We start from the raw sequence: 20,468 nt of genomic DNA on the forward strand, positions 1-20,468 counted from the left end.
TCGTCCAGCTCCGGCGGCTAGAGGCTCGAGGTCATAAGGAAAACCTGCCAGAAAGGCAAAGGACGCCTTTCCGACAGCTTTTCCTTATGCTTGTCGCCTCTGGGCGAGCAGCCTGCGCTTTTGTTCTACCATGTCCTTTTTCTTCATATGTTTTAGGAGAAGGAAGGTGGACATGTATGGGAAAAAAATACTTGATTGGAATCAGTCTAATTGCTATTCTGACTATAGTCGTGGTTGAGAACCCTTTATCAGATCAGTATCTCACAAGGTTAAAGCAGGAATCGCTGGAAGTGAGCGGAGTAAGCGAAACCAGTGATTTAACACGAAGAATAAGGGAAGAAGCTAAATCAAGGGAAATTCCGGCAAAAGATGCTATGATAGATACTGTTTGGAAAGCAACACCTGGTTATAATGGAATAAAGGTGGATGTGGAAGCATCTCTAACTAATATGAAAAAGGAAAAGTCGTTCAATGAAGACAAGCTGATCTACAAGCAAGTTCCACCGGAGAAGCACTTGCCTGATTTGCCCGCATCTCCCTTATACAGGGGAAATCCAGATAAACCAATGGTATCCTTTATCATAAATGTAGCCTGGGGAAATGAATTTATTCCTGATATGCTGGCAACTTTGAAAAAGCATCAAGTATATGCTACCTTCTTTTTAGAGGGGAGATGGGTTAAGAATAATCCGGATTTAGCGAAGATGATCGTGGATGCGGGACATGAGGTAGGAAATCATTCATATTCACATCCTGATATGAAAACGTTACATTCAGGTAAGATAAGAGAAGAAATGAAGAAAACGAATGAGATTATTGAGGTTACGACTGGTGAAACAGTGAAGTGGTTTGCTCCACCTAGCGGAAGCTACAGGGATGAAGTGGTAGAGATTGCACATGACATGCAGATGAGAACCATTATGTGGAGTGTGGATACTGTGGATTGGCAAAAACCTCAGCCTGACGTCTTAATCGATCGTGTGATGAGGAAAATGCATAAAGGGGCTATTGTTCTCATGCATCCAACAGCTTCTACTGCCAATTCACTCAATTCGTTGATTCTTCAAATAAAAGGAAAAGATTTGAGGCTGGGTACGGTTTCAAGCCTGGTTAAAGAGGAACGTATTTTATTGGACGCCGATAATTCATCCGGGCCAAGGAAATAGTAAGAAGAAGCAGTAAGTTTGCACCATGAATAGGAGGAAGTTTTTTGATTAAGAAGTATACATGCCAAAATGGACTGAGAATCGTGCTGGAAGAAATCCCTCATGTCCGCTCAGTAGCGATAGGAGTCTGGATTGCAACAGGGTCAAGAAATGAAACGGAACAAAACAATGGGATTTCCCACTTCCTGGAACATATGTTCTTTAAAGGGACTAAAACAAAGACAGCCCGGGAAATTGCCGAGTCTTTTGATAGTATCGGCGGACAGGTAAATGCTTTTACATCAAAGGAATATACCTGTTACTATGCCAAAGTATTGGACAATCATGCAGATTACGCATTACATACACTTTCTGATATGTTCTTTAACTCTACTTATATAGAAGAGGAACTGAATAAGGAGAAAAATGTGGTGTATGAAGAGATTAAAATGTATGAAGACACACCTGACGATATCGTTCATGACCTGCTTAGCAAAGCAGTTTATGAAGAGCATCCGCTAGGATACCCGATTCTCGGAACGGAAGAAACTTTGGACTCCTTCAATCAGGCTAAATTAAAAGAATATATGCATGACATGTATACCCCTGATCAAGTAGTGGTATCTGTGGCAGGAAATGTAAATGAAACGTTCATCAAAGAAGTAGAAAAGTTATTTGGATCCTATGAAGGTGGTAAAGGACCTGAAGACCGGGTCAAACCGGCTTTTCAGACCAATAAGCTGACTCGAAAAAAAGATACGGAGCAAGCTCATTTGTGTCTTGGTTTTGACGGATTGCAGATCGGCCATCCAGACATCTATAATCTGATTGTATTAAATAACGTATTGGGAGGAAGTATGTCATCCCGCTTGTTTCAAGAAGTCCGCGAGCAAAGGGGACTTGCTTACTCTGTTTTTTCTTATCACTCCGCTTATGAAGATAGCGGAATGGTGACGATCTATGGAGGAACAGGCGCAAATCAATTAGATCAATTGTTTGATACGATCGACAGCACCTTGCAAGCCTTAAAAGCGGAAGGTATCACCTCAAAAGAATTACTGAATAGCAAAGAACAGCTCAAAGGGAATCTGATGCTCAGTCTAGAAAGCACAAACAGCCGTATGAGCCGTAACGGAAAGAATGAATTGCTTCTGAAAAGGCACAGAACCCTTGATGAGATCGTTGAAGAGATTGATGGTGTAACAATGGATAAGGTAAATCATCTGGCCAAGGACATCTTTACGGATGATTATGCATTATCAATCATAAGCCCTGAAGGAAAACTTCCTCAGAATATTAGAAATTAACTGGTTAAAGCAGGCTGTAAAAGGTCTGCTTTTTTACATGTTTGCTGAAAATGTGCCAAGAAATCCTTCTAAAAAAACTGGACAGTGTATACATTGTACTACAGAGCTCAATTTATGGAGGGATCTACATGAGGTTAAGTGAGTTAAGTGGTAAAGAGATCGTGGACTACAAAAAAGCAGAACGTCTTGGGGTACTTGGGCAAACGGATCTTGAATTCAATGATAAATCAGGGAGCATCAATGCACTTATCATTCCGACAGGGAAATGGTTGCGAAAGCAAGGGGGGGAGATCAGGGTGCCCTGGCATCAAATTCGGACAATTGGAGCAGATATGATCATACTTGAAGTATCGGAAGATTAAAAAACGGGGCTGCCCCGTTTTTTTTTTTTGAATAAAAGTCATCAGACATTTACTATCACGGTTCCATTTGCTTTTATACTCACCCATTAGGTAAGAGCTACATACACTGTTGAAGTGAAAAGGGATTTAGAATAGCGATTATGTTAAAGTAGGTGAAATCAGTGATGCTGACCGGAATGCAGATCGCAGTTCTAGGCGGAGATGCCCGACAACTTGAGATTATTCGAAAGCTTACGGAGCTTGATGCTAAGATATCGCTCGTTGGTTTTGAACAACTGGATCATGCCTTTACAGGGGCTTCGAAGGAAAAGCTCGATGAAGTGGACTTTTCCATAATCGATGCCATCATCTTACCTGTACCCGGCACGAATCTACAAGGGGAAATTGATACGATATTTTCTAAAGAAAAAATCATTTTAACAGAAGAAATCGTGTCTCAGACGCCAGAGCACTGTACGATCTATTCAGGAATTAGTAATAAGTATTTGGATGAAATCATGTCAATAACGAAGCGGAAACTTGTTCAATTGTTTGAGAGGGACGATGTTGCCATTTATAATTCCATACCTACAGTAGAGGGAACGATTATGATGGCTATTCAACATACAGACTTTACCATTCATGGATCGACCATTGTGATATTGGGTCTCGGGAGAGTGGGTATGAGTGTAGCCAGAACGTTCCATCATTTAGGCGGAAAAGTGAAGGTTGGCGTTCGCAAAAGCGAGCATCTTGCCAGGGTAACCGAAATGGGATTGGAGCCATTTCACTTAGATAGCCTGGAAAAAGAGGTAGAGGATTGTGATATATGTATCAATACCATACCGGTGCATATTGTGAAAGCTGCTGTGATAGCCAAAATGCCGGCTCATACATTAATCATCGATTTGGCTTCAAAGCCTGGAGGGACAGATTTCCGTTATGCGGAAAAGCGAGGGATTAAAGCATTGTTGGCGCCTGGATTGCCTGGAATCGTAGCGCCTAAGACTGCAGGACAGATTTTGGCGAATGTTCTTTCTCAATTATTAGAGGAAGATTTTGATTCAGGGAAGGAGAATTCTTCATGAGTGTAAAAGGAAAGCGAATTGGGTTTGGATTGACAGGGTCTCATTGTACCTATGATGCAGTATTTCCCGAAATCGAACGGTTAGTGAACAATGGGGCTGAAGTGATACCGGTTGTGACGTCAACAGTAATGAATACTGAAACGAGATTCGGTAAAGGAGAAGACTGGATTAAGCGTATTGAAGACGTTACGGGCCATAAGGTCATTGATTCCATCGTAAAGGCTGAACCACTCGGTCCTAAAATCCCCCTTGATTGCATGGTAATCGCTCCTCTTACAGGAAATTCCATGAGTAAATTCGCCAATGCCATGACTGATTCCCCCGTGTTAATGGCTGCTAAAGCGACTCTTCGAAATCACCGTCCGGTAGTTCTTGGGATTTCTACAAATGATGCGCTTGGATTAAACGGTGTGAATCTAATGAGATTGATCTCGACGAAAGATATTTACTTTATCCCGTTCGGGCAGGATGCACCTGAAAGTAAACCGAAATCAATGGTGGCAAGGATGACAATGATCCAGGAAACAATTGAAGCTGCAATTGAGGGGAGGCAGCTTCAGCCGGTTGTCATTGAAAGATATTTAGATTAATACGTTAAGAAGGCTATCACCTGACACAGCTGAGATGGCCTTCTTTTCATGCATAAGTAGATCAGAAGATTGGGTCTTCCGTAGTTCCAGGAAAAGGTGAAGTCAGTCATGAATAGTTTGTAGGAAATATAGAATTCATATCAGTAGAAGATCTGGCCCTTATTTGGGTGCATACTGGCTGCACGGAGGAATGGATATATGTCAATAATCAACCAATTCCATGGGAAGTGTCGTAGGAAATAATATCTTATATAAAAAATTCCCTATTGTCGAATAATTGTTTATGTTAAAATATTCTTTATTATAGTAATAGACTAAAAGGATATACCTACTATGAGAATACTGAATGGCTGGAAGGAGAGAAGATTTTGAATACAACGGGATTTCATGTAGCGGTTGTAGGTGCCACTGGTGCAGTTGGTCAGCAAATGCTACAAACATTAGAAAAAAGGGATTTTCCAATAAAACAACTCACGTTACTATCTTCGGCGCGCTCAGCAGGATCTACCGTTACCTTTAAAGGGAAAGAATGGACGGTTGAAGAAGCGAAGCCGGAAAGTTTTGAAGGAGTGGATATTGCCTTATTTAGCGCAGGTGGAAGTGTATCCAAACTTCTTGCACCGGAAGCCGTTAAACGCGGAGCGATTGTCGTGGACAATACAAGTGCCTATCGTATGGATCCGGATGTTCCCCTTGTAGTTCCTGAAGTAAATGAAGAAGATATCAAGCTTCATAAAGGAATCATTGCAAATCCAAATTGTTCTACGATTCAGATGGTGGCAGCACTTGAACCGATTCGAAAAGAGTACGGTTTGTCAAAAGTCATTGTGTCGACATACCAGGCAGTATCAGGGGCAGGCGCAGTGGCAATCGATGAGCTTCATGAACAGACCCAGGCGATTCTTTCCGGTGAATCCTTTGAACCGGCTGTGCTGCCTGTAAAAGGGGATAAGAAGCATTATCAGATCGCATACAATGCCATTCCACAAATTGATAAATTTCAGGATAACGGCTTTACATTTGAAGAAATGAAAATGATCAATGAAACGAAAAAAATAATGCATATGCAGTCATTAAAGGTATCTGCAACTTGCGTCAGATTACCTGTTGTAACAGGTCACTCAGAAAGTGTATATATTGAAATTGAGAAGGATGCTGTTTCAGTGAAAGATATACACTCACTGTTAAAAGATGCTCGTGGTGTGACATTAGAAGATATTCCTGAAGAACAAATTTATCCTATGCCCGCTCATGCTGTAGGGAAACCGGATGTTTTTGTAGGCAGAGTGCGAAAAGACCTTGATGAAGACAAGGGCTTCCATATGTGGGTTGTGTCGGATAATTTACTTAAGGGAGCGGCCTGGAACTCGGTCCAAATCGCAGAAAGTCTATTAAGACTCGGTTTAATTAAATAAAGAAGAGGAATCATTCCAGTTATAAAACTATCTATCCACTATTCGTTCTCTCATACCTCTTGAACATATGACAATGAGGTGTAGTCATGAAAGTGATCGTTCAAAAATTTGGTGGAACGTCTGTACGAAATGAGGCTGGCCGTCTGAAGGCCCTCAGTCATACAAAAAAAGCGATTGAAAAAGGATATAAAGTGGTGGTAGTCGTTTCAGCCATGGGAAGAAAAGGTGAACCTTATGCCACTGATTCCCTATTATCCTTAATTGGCGGCAAAAATACGTCAATAAGTAAAAGAGAGCAGGACTTATTATTATCTTGTGGGGAAATCATTTCAAGCCTTGTTTTTTCCAATATGCTCCTTGAAAATGGAATCCGGTCCACCGCTTTGACAGGTGCTCAAGCTGGATTCCGGACAAATGATGATTTTAACAATGCCAAGATAGTAGAAATGAGGTGTAGCAGGCTCTTGAAAGAGCTGGAGACTCATGATGCAGTGGTGGTTGCTGGTTTTCAAGGTGCAACCAAAGACGGGGATGTCACCACTATCGGAAGAGGGGGTAGTGATACGTCAGCTTCTGCTTTGGGTGTGGCATTAAAAGCTGAATATATTGATATTTTTACGGATGTTGAGGGGATCATGACTGCGGATCCCCGAATCTCTTCAAAAGCAAGACCCATACAGGTTGCTTCGTATAATGAAGTGTGTAATATGGCCTATCAGGGAGCGAAGGTGATTCATCCGCGAGCAGTTGAAATCGCAATGAATTCAAACGTTCCGATTCGAATCCGATCTACGTATTCAGATGGTGAAGGGACCCTTGTCACCACTTTGGAAAATACGAAGGCACATAAAGAATTTCGAAACCACCCTGTAACAGGAATCGCACATGTGACGAGCCTCACCCAAATTAAAGTATTCGCAAAGGAAGAACAATATAATCTGCAAGCCGAGGTCTTTAAAGCGATGGCGAAAGAGGGGATAAGTGTAGATTTTATTAACATATCCCCCAGGGGAGTGGTTTACACTGTACCTTCCACTCTGGCGGACGGGGCGATTACCGTATTGGAAGCTTTAGGGTATAAACCTGTCGTAGAGTCAGAGTGTGCGAAAATTTCAGTGGTAGGGGCAGGCATGACTGGCGTACCTGGAGTGACTTCAGCCATCGTATCGACGTTGTCCAATGAAGGGATCCGAATTCTCCAGTCTGCTGATAGTCATACGACCATTTGGGTACTTGTGAAAGAGCAAGACTTGATTAGTGCAATCAATGCACTTCATGATACGTTTCAGTTGCAAGAGAGAAGCGCTACTTTCAGAGTGGGATAAACATAAGAGGAGAGTGACAAGATTGACTTTTGGCCGCGTTTCTACGGCGATGGTGACCCCATTTGACCGTAAAGGAAATATTGACTTTACCAAGACGACCCAATTAATTCAATATCTGATCGGAAATGGATCAGATTCGTTGGTAGTCGCAGGGACTACTGGTGAGTCCCCGACCCTAACAAAAGAAGAGAAAATCGCATTATTTCGTCATACAGTAAAAGTGGTGAATGGGAGAGTGCCTGTCATTGCCGGTACGGGCAGCAATAACACCCACGCCTCAATCGAACTTACCAAGAAGGCAGAGGAAGCAGGCGTAGATGCCATTATGCTTGTAGCCCCTTATTACAACAAGCCGAGTCAGGAAGGTCTCTTTCAACATTTTAAGGCGATTGCTGAATCGACTACCTTACCTGTCATGCTTTACAACATTCCGGGAAGATCAAGCGTCAATGTGACTCCCGAAACCATAATCCGATTGTCAGGAATCAATAACATTGTTGCTGTTAAGGAAGCAAGCGGTGATCTGGATAGTATGACTGAGATCATTTCTCATACATCAGATGATTTCATGCTGTATAGTGGTGACGACGGACTAACTGTTCCTGTTTTGTCAATAGGAGGAACTGGAATCGTGTCAGTTGCATCACATATTATCGGAAATGAAATGCAGGAAATGGTTGGCGCCTTCTTGGGTGGGAAGCATATGGAGGCAGCCAAGATGCATCAACAACTCCTTCCGGTCATGAAGGGCTTGTTTGCAAGTCCAAATCCGACACCGGTAAAGACTGCCCTCCAGATGAAAGGTCTGGATGTGGGATCTGTCCGCTTACCACTCATTCCGCTGACTGAAGTGGAAAGAGCAAAACTGTCTCAAGTGCTAAAGGCATTATCCTGAGAATAAGAGGCTGGGACCTACGTGTTTGAGTCTAAATAAAGCCCGAACTAATTTGCCTTTTAGGAGGTGATTTAGTTCGGGTTTTTAACTTGTTCAATGTGCTCCTAGTTTATTCTTTATCCAGCGGTTGATTGGTGTGCAAGACAGCCTTCTGAGAAGACACACGGGCTACCCCGGGAAAGCATAGTCTTGTACGGAAATCATGAGCGGTATTCAGAACAAACACTCAATTAGTTTGTTTCCATTTGAAGGATTTTTCGCTTTGTCCCAATCTCTTTTATATTCGATAACTACCAACGTATAGAGGTCCTGTTCCTGTAAGAGAAATAACAGGATTGCAATCCGGGCAACACCTTCGAAGATTAATTTATTTTAAAGAAGAAGGATTTAGTCCCAATGTATCGAAATAGTAATGTAGTAAAATGAATGCAGTCTTTTTCCTAATCATATTCTAGGAAGGATAAAATTGGTTGTACTCCCAAAATATTATCAAGTATAATAAATCGTAACTGATTGAAGATCGGGAAAGGCACAGCATAGGAGGACATAATGTGAGTAAGACAAAGAATGAAAGTATAAAGATCATCCCACTCGGAGGAGTCGGGGAAATTGGTAAGAACATGTACGTAATTGAAGTAGATGAAGAAATTTTTGTGATTGATGCAGGGCTGATGTTCCCTGAAAATGAAATGCTTGGGATCGATATCGTTATTCCTGACATTCAATATCTCATCGAAAATAAAGAACGTGTGAAAGGTATCTTCCTTACTCATGGACATGAGGATAGCATAGGGGCCATTTCATATGTACTCAATAACATTAAAGCACCTGTTTATGGCACCCGTTTAACGAATGCGCTCGTAAAGGCAAGATTGAAAGATGAAAATGTCCGTGAAGATGTGAAGTTCTTTACGATTCATTCCGATAGCTACCTCACTTTCAATGGTGTCAATGTCACGTTTTTTAAAACCACTCATAGTATTCCGGATTCAGTTGGTGTATGTATTCACACATCAGAAGGAGTCATCGTACATACTGGAGAATTCAAATTTGATCAATCAGCTAAGCATCTTTATCGACCTGATTTAGGAAAGATGGCTCAAATCGGAGAGAAAGGTGTTCTCTGCTTGCTGTCTGACAGCACAGAAGCTGAGAGACCGGGATATACCACTTCCGAGGCAGTCATTGAACAACATATTACAAGTGCCTTACGGACGGCATCCGGCAGAGTGATTGTCGCCTGTTTTGCATCAAACCTAATTCGCCTTCAGCAAGTTTTTGATGCGGCAGAGCAGAATAATCGAAAGGTCGCTGTCGTGGGGAAGAGTTTAAAGAGAGTATATGATGTAGCGCTAAAATTAGGCTACCTTCATGTCCGTGATGAGATGATCATTGGAATTGATGAAATAAGTGATCATCCAAAGGGTGAAGTCGTCATCATCGCTACGGGAACTCAAGGAGAGCCTTTTGAAGCGCTTCAACGAATGTCAAAACGATCTCATCGACTTGTCAATATCGAAGAAGGGGATACAGTCCTTATTACAGCTACTCCGTCACCTGGAATGGAAGTCATTGTAGGAAAAACAATCGACATGCTGTACAGAGCAGGAGCAAACGTCTTGACCGCTAATAAGAAAGTTCATGTTTCAGGACATGGAAGCCAGGAAGACCTAAAGTTTATGTTGAATATCATGAAGCCGAAGTATTTCATTCCGATACAAGGGGAGTATAAAATGCTGGTGGCCCATACTCAAATCGCACATGATATCGGTCTTCCTTTCAAGCAAATCTTCATCTTGGACAAAGGAGATGTGCTCCAATACAAGGATGGTAAGATGAGAATGAGCGGACGTGTACAAGCAGGGAATGTGTTGATCGATGGAATCGGTGTAGGAGATGTGGGGAATATTGTTCTCCGTGATCGAAAGTTATTATCAGAAGATGGTGTCTTTACAGTGGTTGTAACCATCAACCGGAAGTCCAAATCCATTGTGTCAGGACCTGAAATCATTTCCCGGGGCTTCGTCTATGTGAGAGAATCAGAGGAATTAATTCAAGGGGCCGGCGGTATTGTGACGGATGTGGTGCATACCTATTTGCAAAGAGGGTCATTTGAATGGACAACCATCAAACAAGATATCCGGGATCAGCTTAATTCCTATTTATTCAATAAGACAAGAAGAAGACCGATGATATTACCGATCATCATGGAAGTGTAAAAAGGGAGGCTATTTGTGAAATATGACAAATAGCCTCTTTTTTTAGATCATCTTCAAACAATGGTTGCGAACGAAAATCCCGTGAACATAAAGTATAAAGTATGAAAACACACCCATATTAAAATAATAAAAAGAGAATGGAATGAAAAGGAGATGTTTTCATATGGCAGAAAATCACGAGGGAATGCAACAGGATCAGCCCAACAAGGGGCAGGATGATAATAAAGATAAACCATCAGGATTAATGGAAAAAATTCAGCAATTAGGACAGACCAACGTACCTCAACTCTCACAGGATTCCAATATTCATTGCTTGACCATTGTCGGTCAAATCGAGGGGCATATGCAGCTCCCCCCTCAAAATAAAACGACAAAGTATGAACATGTTATACCTCAACTTGTCGCAATTGAACAAAACTCTAAAATAGAGGGTTTGGTCGTGATCTTAAATACAGTGGGAGGGGATGTGGAAGCTGGGTTGGCGATCTCTGAAATGATTGCTTCCTTATCTAAACCTACCGTTTCCGTTGTACTCGGAGGCGGGCATAGCATAGGCGTGCCGATTGCGGTTTCATGCGATTTCTCCTATATTGCCAGTACAGCAACAATGACCATTCACCCTGTTCGCTTGACAGGATTAGTAATTGGGGTACCCCAGACTTTCGAATACTTAGATAAAATGCAGGAGAGAGTGGTCAGTTTCGTGACAAAGCACAGCAATATTTCAGAAGAGGACTTCAAAGACTTGATGTTTGCAAAAGGTAACCTCACAAGGGACATTGGAACGAATGTAGTTGGTGATGATGCTGTCTCATACGGACTGATAGACGGTATCGGCGGCATAGGAACGGCCATAAAAAAAATTAACGAGCTGATTGAAATCAAAAAACAATCGGATCAACAAGAGGGATTAGTGCAATGATTCTTTACACGATGGTTCCAAATGACTTTGTATTCCCGACAGATGCAAGTGTTTTCAGCGGCCAAATGATGATGGAATATCAAGGTGTTCCTGTTTTAGTACAGCAAGAAGAAAACCGATATCGAATTGTAAGGGTGATGAGCAGCGATCCAGCTCATTATCTTGATGATCAGATATGCCCAGGGGAATTTATCAACAATTAAGAGAGAAAGAGGATTTTCCCGAAATAGTGGTTATGCTATAATATTACTGGAAGAAACAAAACATAATGATACATTAAGTTAACGGGAAGGGTCTGACACCTTAGGCACATATATTGCCCCAAAGGATCAGCCCTTTCTTCATCTTTGGGTACATATGAAGAAAGACTTCAATAGAATTTAGGTGAAAAGGATTGGCAAAACGGAAAAGAAGAAAAAAACGTTCCTCTACGAGTTCAACCTTAAAACAGACCATTAAGTATGAAATCACAGGAATGATACTGGCAGCCCTCAGTTTGATTTCCATCATCGAGCTTGGCGCCGTGGGGAAGGCGTTGGTATATTTCTATCGATTCTTTCTGGGTGAATGGTATATGGTTGCTCTCTTATGGATGCTTTATTCAGCAGGATATCTCATGATTAAGAGAGAGGTCCCCATGTTATTCAGCCGCAGATTGGTGGGGATATACATCATCATCGCGAGTTTTTTACTGCTGAGTCATGTGAAACTATTTGACTTGCTCTCAAATGAAGGTTCTTTTGAAAATCCCAGCGTCATCCTGAATACATGGGATTTATATTGGATGGATGTAGGCGGTGAAACAAGTACATCTGATCTTGGAGGGGGAATGATAGGGAGCGTTTTATTTGCCGTTTCTTATTTTCTCTTTGATTCGCCCGGGGCAAGGATTGTAAGTGCGACATTCATCTTAATCGGCATTATTCTAGTGACGGGCAAATCCATAGGGGATGTACTGGGTAGAGCCGGGAAGCGCTTCGGTGCTTTCTTAAGTGGACAATGGTCTGCCTTTAAACAGGACATGACGGATTGGAAAGAAGAGCAATCAAAGAAGAAAGAAGTGAAAGAAAAGAAAAAGAAAGAAACTGCTGCCATACAGAAGGAAGCGATGGAGCCGGTCCATTCCCATGAAGAAGAGACGAGGGAACCACTGATCTCAAATTTCGCGGAAAGGGCTTATGGAGGGGATCAGGCTAAAGAGGATCCACATTCTTCACATGGAGAAATGAATGGTGAGAAAGAAGGCTTAGGTGGTCAGGATAAACCGGATGAAGAAGGCGAAGAGGATACAGCCCCGCCTATAACGTTTACGGAAGTGGAAAATAAGGATTATAAACTCCCTTCCATCTCTTTGTTAAAGAGCCCGAGAAAAACCGATCAAAGTAATGAGTATCAGTTGATACATGCCAATGCAGCGAAGCTCGAACGAACTTTCCAAAGCTTTGGGGTCAAGGCAAAAGTAACGCAGGTTCATTTAGGTCCTGCAGTCACCAAATATGAAGTTCACCCTGATGTTGGGGTGAAAGTCAGCCGGATCGTAAACCTGAGTGATGATTTGGCGTTGGCTCTTGCCGCCAAGGATATCCGAATTGAAGCTCCGATTCCCGGGAAGTCGGCTATCGGTATTGAAGTCCCGAATTCAGAGGTAGCAATGGTATCCCTTAGGGAGGTCCTTGAAGCAAAGGAACAAAATAAACCGGATTCCAAGCTTCAAATTGGATTAGGACGGGACATCACGGGTGAAGCGGTACTGGCAGAATTGAATAAAATGCCTCATCTGCTGGTGGCCGGCGCTACAGGAAGCGGAAAAAGTGTATGTATCAATGGGATCATCACAAGCATTTTGATGAGGGCAAAGCCACATGAAGTGAAACTGATGATGATCGATCCCAAAATGGTCGAGTTAAATGTATACAATGGAGTTCCCCATCTATTGGCACCTGTTGTAACGGATGCCAAAAAAGCTTCTCAGGCCTTAAAAAAGGTCGTAAGCGAAATGGAACGCCGATACGAATTGTTCTCTCACACAGGAACAAGAAATATTGAAGGGTACAATGAGTATGTAAAGAAACAGAACATAGAGAATGAAGAAAAGCAGCCTCTCTTACCTTACATTGTGGTCATAGTGGATGAGTTGGCGGATTTAATGATGGTCGCTTCCGGCGATGTAGAAGACGCCATCACGAGGCTAGCACAGATGGCACGTGCAGCGGGGATTCATTTAATCATTGCAACTCAGCGTCCGTCAGTGGATGTCATTACGGGTGTCATTAAAGCAAATATTCCGTCCAGAATTGCCTTCGCTGTTTCATCCCAAACCGATTCAAGAACCATTCTGGACTCGGGCGGGGCAGAAAAACTCCTGGGAAGAGGAGACATGCTCTTCATGCCTGTCGGAGCTTCGAAGCCCACGAGAGTTCAAGGCGCTTTCTTATCTGATGAAGAAGTAGAAGAAATCGTGGATTTCGTCATTTCTCAGCAAAAAGCGCAATATCAGGAAGAAATGATTCCAGATGAAATACAAGAAGATGAGAAAACAGGCGAAGCAGAAGATGAGTTATATGATGATGCGGTGCAGTTGATCGCTGAAATGCAGACAGCATCTGTATCCATGCTTCAAAGGAGATTTAGAATCGGGTATACAAGAGCAGCCCGTCTGATCGATGAAATGGAAGTAAGGGGGGTTGTCGGCCCCTATGAGGGAAGTAAGCCAAGAACCGTCTTAATCGGAAAGCCTTCAGAAGAACAGAGCTCTTAATAAAAGGTGTGTCACCCTAATTCAAAAGAATGGGGCTGACACACCTTTTTTATTTGGAAATGGAGGTTCACACGTAAAAATGAATTGTACATAAGGAATACATTCTAGTTTATCCACTATTATGTTATACTATTAAAAACGCTTACATTTGTCATGCTTTTGTCTCGGGAATGTAAATATTGTTATTTAAACCTTCACCGTTGTAAATTAATTGTAAAAATACTCCATGAAAACCTTTTACTCGCACAAAAATTACCATTAAAATGCAAAAAAAGATTTTTAATTGTCATTCTAGTCTTTTTTTTCGACAAAATCACACAATGCTATTTATTTATTAATAGAAAAGTGTTATAGTATTTTCGATTAGTAGGAAAGATATACATCAGAGGTCTGATGTCTTGAGAAAATTTGGTGGTGGTTCCAGTGACAATAAAGACAGACAATCGACATTTATACTTACAAGTGATTGACCGTTTGAAGAAAGACATAGAAGCAGGAGTGTACAAAGAAAAAGAAAAACTCCCTTCTGAATTTGATCTCTCCAAACAACTGGGTGTGAGCAGGGCTACTCTAAGGGAAGCTCTCAGAATTCTTGAGGAAGAAAGTGTCATAGTAAGACGTCATGGAGTAGGTACATTTGTAAACGCTAAACCGCTCTTTACTTCTGGTATTGAGCAGCTGAACAGTGTAACGAACATGATTAAGCAGGCTGGTATGGAGCCAGGGACCATTTTCTTAAGCTCGACAACTCAAGAAGCTACTGAGGATGATGTGAAGAGGTTTACTTGCGATGAAGAGGACGACGTGATCCTGATTGAGAGGGTTCGTACTGCAAACGGGGAACCGGTTGTATATTGTGTGGATAAAATTCCGGAAAGAATCATGCCAAGGAATTTCACGCATGAGGATAATTCGATATTCACCGTTTTGGAAAAACGAGAGAATAAGAGAATTACACATGCTGTGGCACAAATTGAACCGATGGGATATCACGATAAAATCTCCCCTATTCTAAATTGCGATCCTGAAACGGCCTTACTCGTCTTGAAACAAATGCATTTCGATGAAAACGATGAGCCGATTCTGTATTCAGTAAACTATTTCCGATCAGACAAATTTAGCTTCCAGGTATTACGGAAACGAGTATAATATCAATCCATCTTACTACTAATTTATTACATTAATAGGGGGTACTCTAGGTGAAAAAACGTAAATTTGGTTTAGCGTTGTCATTTGTTCTAGCTGCTGGTACATTATTAGGTGCTTGTGGAACAAGCGAGGACAAAGAAGGTGCATCTAGTGGTGAAGGTAGCAAGAAAGAAGATCAATTTACAGTAGCAATGGTTACGGATGTTGGTGGAGTAGATGACAAATCTTTCAACCAATCAGCTTGGGAAGGTTTAAAAGCTTTCGGTGAAGAGCACGGCTTAGAAAAAGGTAAGAATGGTTATGACTACTTGCAATCACAATCTGATGCTGACTATGCTACGAACTTAAACACATTAGCTCGTCAAGACTTTGACTTAGTATATGGTATCGGCTTCCTTATGGAAGGTGCGATCAATGATATTGCACAACAACAAAAAGATTCTCACTTTTCAATCGTTGATGCTGTTGTAGATCAACCAAACGTTGCAAGCATCACGTTTAAAGAGCAGGAAGGTTCATTCCTTGCGGGAGTGGTTGCTGGATTAACAACGAAAACGAACAAAATCGGTTTCCTTGGCGGTATGGAAATCCCTGTAATCGAGCGTTTCCACTCTGGATTCATCGCTGGTGTAAAATCCGTTAATCCAGATGCTGAAATCGTAGCAGATTATGCAGGAGCTTTCGACAAAGCGGAACTTGGTCAAACAATCGCATCTAAAATGTACTCTCAAGATGTAGATGTTATCTTCCATGCAGCTGGTGGAACTGGAAATGGATTATTTAAAGAAGCACGCGATTTAAAAGAAAAAGACCCTTCTCGTGAACTATGGGCAATCGGAGTTGACTCTGACCAATCGGCAGAAGGTAAAGTCGGAGATCACAACATCATCTTAACGTCTTCATTAAAACGTGTTGATAATGCCGTATTGGATCTTGCTAATAAAGCAAAAGAAGGCAACTTCCCTGGTGGAGAAGTTATCTCTTACGGTCTTAACGAAGAGGGTGTTGGATTAGCAGAACTTAACGAAGAGCTTTCTAACAAAGACGAGGTAATGACGAAGGTTGACGAATGGAAAGAAAAAATCAAGAGCGGGGAAATCACTGTTCCAGAATCTCTTGATGCAGCAAAATCATTCTCAGCTAACTAATTGAAAAGGGATAATGGGGCCAATGCAAGCCGGTCTCTTATCCCTTTTTTAAAAAGAAAATTCACAATAATTAAAAATCTAATTGAAGCATAGAAATTATTTCTATCTTTCATTTAGAGTTTTAAAACGGGGAAACCCTTTTTTTCTAGCGTGTTAAGGTCTGACCTCTAACTACTAGATAAATATCCCTAGCCTATGCAAGGAGTGATCAGCAATGGATTATGTAATTGAGATGCTGAATATTCGCAAAGAATTTCCCGGCATCGTAGCAAATGATAATATTACCCTCCAGCTCAAAAAAGGTGAAATTCATGCGCTTCTTGGTGAAAACGGAGCAGGTAAATCAACACTGATGAATGTATTGTTTGGACTTTATCAGCCTGAACAAGGAGAAATTCGTGTTAAAGGAAAGAAAGTAAACATCACGAATCCCAACATTGCCAATGATTTAGGGATCGGAATGGTTCACCAGCATTTTATGCTTGTTGATACTTTTACGGTTACTGAGAATATTATTCTCGGTCGAGAACCGAAGTCAGGTGCAACAGTTGATATTAAAAAGGCAGAGAAGGATATTCTTGATATATCAGAAAGATATGGTTTGAAAGTTGACCCTTCTGCCAAGATTTCTGACATATCTGTTGGCATGCAGCAGCGTGTGGAAATCCTGAAAACGCTTTATCGCGGTGCGGAAATCCTGATCTTTGACGAACCGACAGCGGTACTGACTCCTCAAGAAATCAAAGAGCTGATCCAAATTATGAAAACGCTCATTCAAGAAGGCAAGTCTATTATTCTAATTACACACAAACTAAAAGAAATCATGGAAGTGTGTGATAATGTAACCGTTATTAGGAAAGGGAAGGGAATCGGGACAGTACAAGTTTCAGATACAGACCCGAACCATCTTGCAAGCCTCATGGTTGGACGGGAAGTGACCTTCAAGACTGAGAAGAAGGATGCAACTCCTTCAGACAATGTTCTTGAGATTCGGGAATTGAATGTAAAAGACCACCGCAATGTTCCGGTTGTGAAGGGGTTGAACCTGGAAGTCAAAGCAGGGGAGATACTAGGAATAGCAGGAGTCGATGGGAACGGACAAAGTGAGTTGATAGAAGCCATCACAGGGTTACACAAAGTCGATAGTGGATCTATTAAATTGAACGGGAAAGACATAGTCAATATGAAGCCCCGTAAGATTTATGAAACAGGCGTAGGACATATTCCCCAGGATCGACATAAGCATGGACTGGTATTGGATTTTCCGATTGGAGAAAATATGGTTCTACAAACCTATTACCAAAAGCCCTATTCCAATAAAGGGGTATTAAGCTATAAAAACATTTACAACCAAGCGAGAAAACTGATTAAAGAGTTTGATGTTAGAACACCTTCAGAATTTACTCTTGCCAGGGCTCTATCCGGAGGTAACCAGCAAAAGGCGATCATCGGAAGGGAAGTGGACCGCGATCCCGATCTTCTGATCGCGGCGCAACCGACTCGCGGCCTGGATGTAGGAGCGATTGAGTTTATTCACAAACGCCTGATCGAACAACGGGATAACGGAAAAGCGGTTCTATTACTTTCATTTGAATTGGATGAAATCATGAATGTCAGTGATCGTATCGCCGTTATCTATGAAGGGCAAATTGTAGCCATAGTGAATCCTAAAGAAACAACGGAACAGGAACTTGGACTGCTCATGGCTGGTTCGAAGAGGAAGGAAGCGGGGGAGAACTCACATGTCTAATCGTTTAACAAATATCTTAATCCCGGTCATTTCGGTCCTTTTAGGTATTATTGTGGGAACCGTCATCATGCTGGTCAGTGGTTATGATCCGATTGCAGGATACTCTGCACTTTGGCAAGGGGTATTCGGAGAGATTTATTATGTAGGTGAAACGGTACGTCAAGTGACGCCATACATCTTAGCGGGCTTGGCGGTAGCCTTTGCATTCAGGACCGGATTATTCAATATCGGGGTTGAGGGACAACTGATTGTAGGTTGGCTGGCTGCGGTCTGGGTAGGGGTTGCTTTCGAAGATCTGCCAAAGATCATTCACCTGCCCCTTGCAGTTATCGCAGCTGCACTGGCTGGTGCTTTATGGGGATTCATTCCAGGTTTGCTTAAAGCAAGATATCGTGTACATGAAGTAATTGTAACGATCATGATGAACTATATTGCGCTTCACCTCACGAATGCCATTATCCGTGATGTATTGACAGAACGTAAAGATCGTACAGACTATATAGCTGAGACGTCTTCACTTAAGTCACCTTTCTTTGAAGCTTTAACGGATTACTCAAGACTTCATTGGGGTATTTTTATAGCCCTGGCCTGTGTTTTCATCATGTGGTTCTTATTAGAGAAAACAACTCGTGGATATGAACTGCGTTCCGTAGGCTTCAATCAGCATGCTTCCCAGTATGCGGGGATGAACGTGAACGGAAACATTATTCTCTCCATGGTCATCTCAGGAGCGTTTGCGGGACTTGCCGGCGCTATGGAAGGATTAGGGACCTTTGGTTATGCCTCTATTAAAGGAGGATTTACAGGGGTTGGTTTCGACGGAATCGCTGTAGCTCTATTAGGAGGTAACGTGGCGATCGGTGTGGTATTCGCAGCATTGTTGTTCGGAGGCCTGAAAGTGGGAGCCCTAAATATGCCTCTTGAAGCAGGTATTCCAAATGAATTGGTGGATATCATCATCGCCCTTATTATTTTCTTCGTAGCATCAGGTTATATGATTCGTTATCTCATTCAACGTTTTAGTAAAAAGGGGGTGAAATAAGTGGGCTTTATCGATATCTTAACAATCCTTATTCCTTCAACATTATTGTGGGCGTCACCACTTATTTTCACTGCTTTAGGCGGAGCGTTCTCTGAACGTTCTGGAGTGGTAAATATCGGTCTTGAAGGGTTAATGGTGATTGGTGCTTTCTCAAGTATCGTTTTCAATATTGCATTTGCAGATACGTTTGGCTCCGCGACTCCTTGGGTAGCTCTTTTGATTGCCATGTTAATGGGAGGTCTCTTGGCTGTTCTCCATGCCGTTGCTTCCATTTCATTCAGAGCGGACCAGGTTGTTTCGGGTGTAGCCATCAACTTACTTGCCATCGGCTTAACGCTTTTCCTGGTTAAACGCATATACGGTAAAGGTCAAACGGATATCATTTCTGAAGGATTCGGAAAAGTGGATGTTCCATTCCTTCATAAAATTCCGGTGCTTGGAGATATTTTCTTTTCCAACACATACTGGCCGCCATTTGTTGCGATTATTGTATCAATCATTGTTTGGTTCATCATGTTCAAGACTCCATTTGGGTTAAGACTCCGTTCCGTAGGTGAACACCCGATGGCAGCTGACACCATGGGAATTAACGTGACGAAAATGCGCTATATCGGCGTTATCATTTCAGGTGCTTTCGCTGGGGTCGGAGGGGGAGTTTATGCTCAATCGATTTCCTCTGACTTTAGTCATGCTACGATCAGTGGACAGGGGTTCATGGCCTTAGCCGCCTTGATTTTCGGTAAATGGCACCCACTGGGAGCCATGGGTGCAGCGTTATTCTTTGGATTCGCCCAAAGCTTAAGCATCATCGGGTCAAGCATCCCTTTATTTGAAAACATTCCAAGTGTATACCTGTTAATCGCCCCTTACGTATTAACCATCCTGGCACTTACCGGCTTCATCGGACGTGCAGATGCGCCTAAAGCGCTTGGAACACCGTACATCAAAGGGAATCGATAATGTCGATATTATAACGAAGAGACTGGGACAAAAGGATTTATACCAAACAAAACCCGAACTATTATGCCTGAGAATAGGTAAAATAGCTCGGGTTTTTTGATTGCTCAAATATACCTAAGATTTCAATGCTATCCAGAGGTTGATTAGAGTGCAAAACGGAAACTCCTTCGGGGTAGCTTATGTGAGACCTGTCCAGCTGCGGGGCTTAAGGGCACATGTCATAAGTCAAACCGTCCAAGTAGGCAAAGGACACCTTCAGGGCCGTTTCTCCTTATGCCAAAAGCCTCTCGGAGGAAGCCCTTCTGCTTTCCTTCCCGGCGGCTTGCCGAGGAGACTCACGGGCTGCCCGGGGAAAGCGGAGTCTTGCACGGAAATCATTAGCTGCATAAAGAAGCATCAATGAAATGGTTCGTG

17 protein-coding genes are annotated in these 20,468 nt (G+C 42.2%); all 17 read left to right on the top strand.

Annotated elements, in window-relative coordinates:
* The first annotated feature begins 176 nt into the window (after positions 1-176).
* The 17 genes from LS684_RS20515 (at position 177) to LS684_RS20595 (ending at position 20,054) form a co-directional block, all read left to right on the top strand.
* Positions 177-1,166 (top strand): polysaccharide deacetylase family protein, encoded by a 990-nt coding sequence (locus LS684_RS20515; protein WP_233811730.1) that lies wholly within the window; start codon positions 177-179, stop codon positions 1,164-1,166.
* 44 nt (positions 1,167-1,210) lie between these two features.
* Positions 1,211-2,452, top strand: a complete 1,242-nt coding sequence (locus LS684_RS20520; RefSeq protein WP_169215962.1) for a M16 family metallopeptidase — start codon at positions 1,211-1,213, stop codon at positions 2,450-2,452.
* A gap of 128 nt (positions 2,453-2,580) precedes the next feature.
* Positions 2,581-2,814, top strand: coding sequence for a YlmC/YmxH family sporulation protein (locus LS684_RS20525; protein ID WP_169215961.1), 234 nt, complete (start codon positions 2,581-2,583; stop codon positions 2,812-2,814).
* Positions 2,815-2,978: 164 nt separating this feature from the next.
* The gene (gene dpaA, locus LS684_RS20530) at positions 2,979-3,881 is read left to right on the top strand and encodes a dipicolinic acid synthetase subunit A (protein ID WP_233811731.1); all 903 of its coding nucleotides are present in this window, start codon (positions 2,979-2,981) and stop codon (positions 3,879-3,881) included.
* Positions 3,878-4,471 (top strand): dipicolinate synthase subunit B, encoded by a 594-nt coding sequence (gene dpaB, locus LS684_RS20535; RefSeq protein ID WP_169215960.1) that lies wholly within the window; start codon positions 3,878-3,880, stop codon positions 4,469-4,471. The genes dpaA and dpaB overlap by 4 nt, the downstream gene beginning before the upstream one ends.
* Before the next feature lie 365 nt (positions 4,472-4,836).
* Entirely contained in the window at positions 4,837-5,886 is a 1,050-nt protein-coding gene (gene asd / locus LS684_RS20540; protein WP_267930464.1) for an aspartate-semialdehyde dehydrogenase, read from the top strand.
* A gap of 86 nt (positions 5,887-5,972) precedes the next feature.
* Positions 5,973-7,211, top strand: coding sequence for an aspartate kinase (gene dapG / locus LS684_RS20545; protein WP_169215959.1), 1,239 nt, complete (start codon positions 5,973-5,975; stop codon positions 7,209-7,211).
* A gap of 22 nt (positions 7,212-7,233) precedes the next feature.
* Positions 7,234-8,106, top strand: coding sequence for a 4-hydroxy-tetrahydrodipicolinate synthase (gene dapA, locus LS684_RS20550; protein ID WP_225003027.1), 873 nt, complete (start codon positions 7,234-7,236; stop codon positions 8,104-8,106).
* A 551-nt stretch (positions 8,107-8,657) separates the two neighbouring features.
* Positions 8,658-10,325: a ribonuclease J gene (locus tag LS684_RS20555; RefSeq protein WP_233811732.1), complete on the top strand. Its 1,668-nt coding sequence runs from the start codon at positions 8,658-8,660 to the stop codon at positions 10,323-10,325.
* 184 nt (positions 10,326-10,509) lie between these two features.
* Positions 10,510-11,247, top strand: coding sequence for a ClpP family protease (locus LS684_RS20560; RefSeq protein WP_432418847.1), 738 nt, complete (start codon positions 10,510-10,512; stop codon positions 11,245-11,247).
* Complete coding sequence (locus LS684_RS20565; protein ID WP_169215955.1) at positions 11,244-11,450, top strand: YlzJ-like family protein; 207 nt, start codon at positions 11,244-11,246, stop codon at positions 11,448-11,450. Before LS684_RS20560 ends, LS684_RS20565 begins: the two co-directional genes overlap by 4 nt.
* Positions 11,451-11,641: 191 nt before the next feature.
* The gene (locus LS684_RS20570) at positions 11,642-14,005 is read left to right on the top strand and encodes a DNA translocase FtsK (RefSeq protein WP_169215954.1); all 2,364 of its coding nucleotides are present in this window, start codon (positions 11,642-11,644) and stop codon (positions 14,003-14,005) included.
* A 423-nt stretch (positions 14,006-14,428) separates the two neighbouring features.
* Entirely contained in the window at positions 14,429-15,154 is a 726-nt protein-coding gene (locus LS684_RS20575; protein ID WP_169215953.1) for a GntR family transcriptional regulator, read from the top strand.
* Between the two features lie 50 nt (positions 15,155-15,204).
* Entirely contained in the window at positions 15,205-16,302 is a 1,098-nt protein-coding gene (locus LS684_RS20580; RefSeq protein ID WP_169215952.1) for a BMP family lipoprotein, read from the top strand.
* 214 nt (positions 16,303-16,516) lie between these two features.
* Positions 16,517-18,052 (top strand): ABC transporter ATP-binding protein, encoded by a 1,536-nt coding sequence (locus LS684_RS20585; RefSeq protein ID WP_169215951.1) that lies wholly within the window; start codon positions 16,517-16,519, stop codon positions 18,050-18,052.
* Positions 18,045-19,094, top strand: coding sequence for an ABC transporter permease (locus LS684_RS20590; RefSeq protein WP_233811733.1), 1,050 nt, complete (start codon positions 18,045-18,047; stop codon positions 19,092-19,094). The genes LS684_RS20585 and LS684_RS20590 overlap by 8 nt, the downstream gene beginning before the upstream one ends.
* On the top strand, positions 19,095-20,054 hold the full coding sequence (locus LS684_RS20595; RefSeq protein ID WP_233811734.1) for an ABC transporter permease: 960 nt from the start codon (positions 19,095-19,097) through the stop codon (positions 20,052-20,054).
* The last annotated feature ends 414 nt before the right edge of the window (positions 20,055-20,468 follow it).

The organism is Cytobacillus spongiae, from assembly GCF_021390075.1.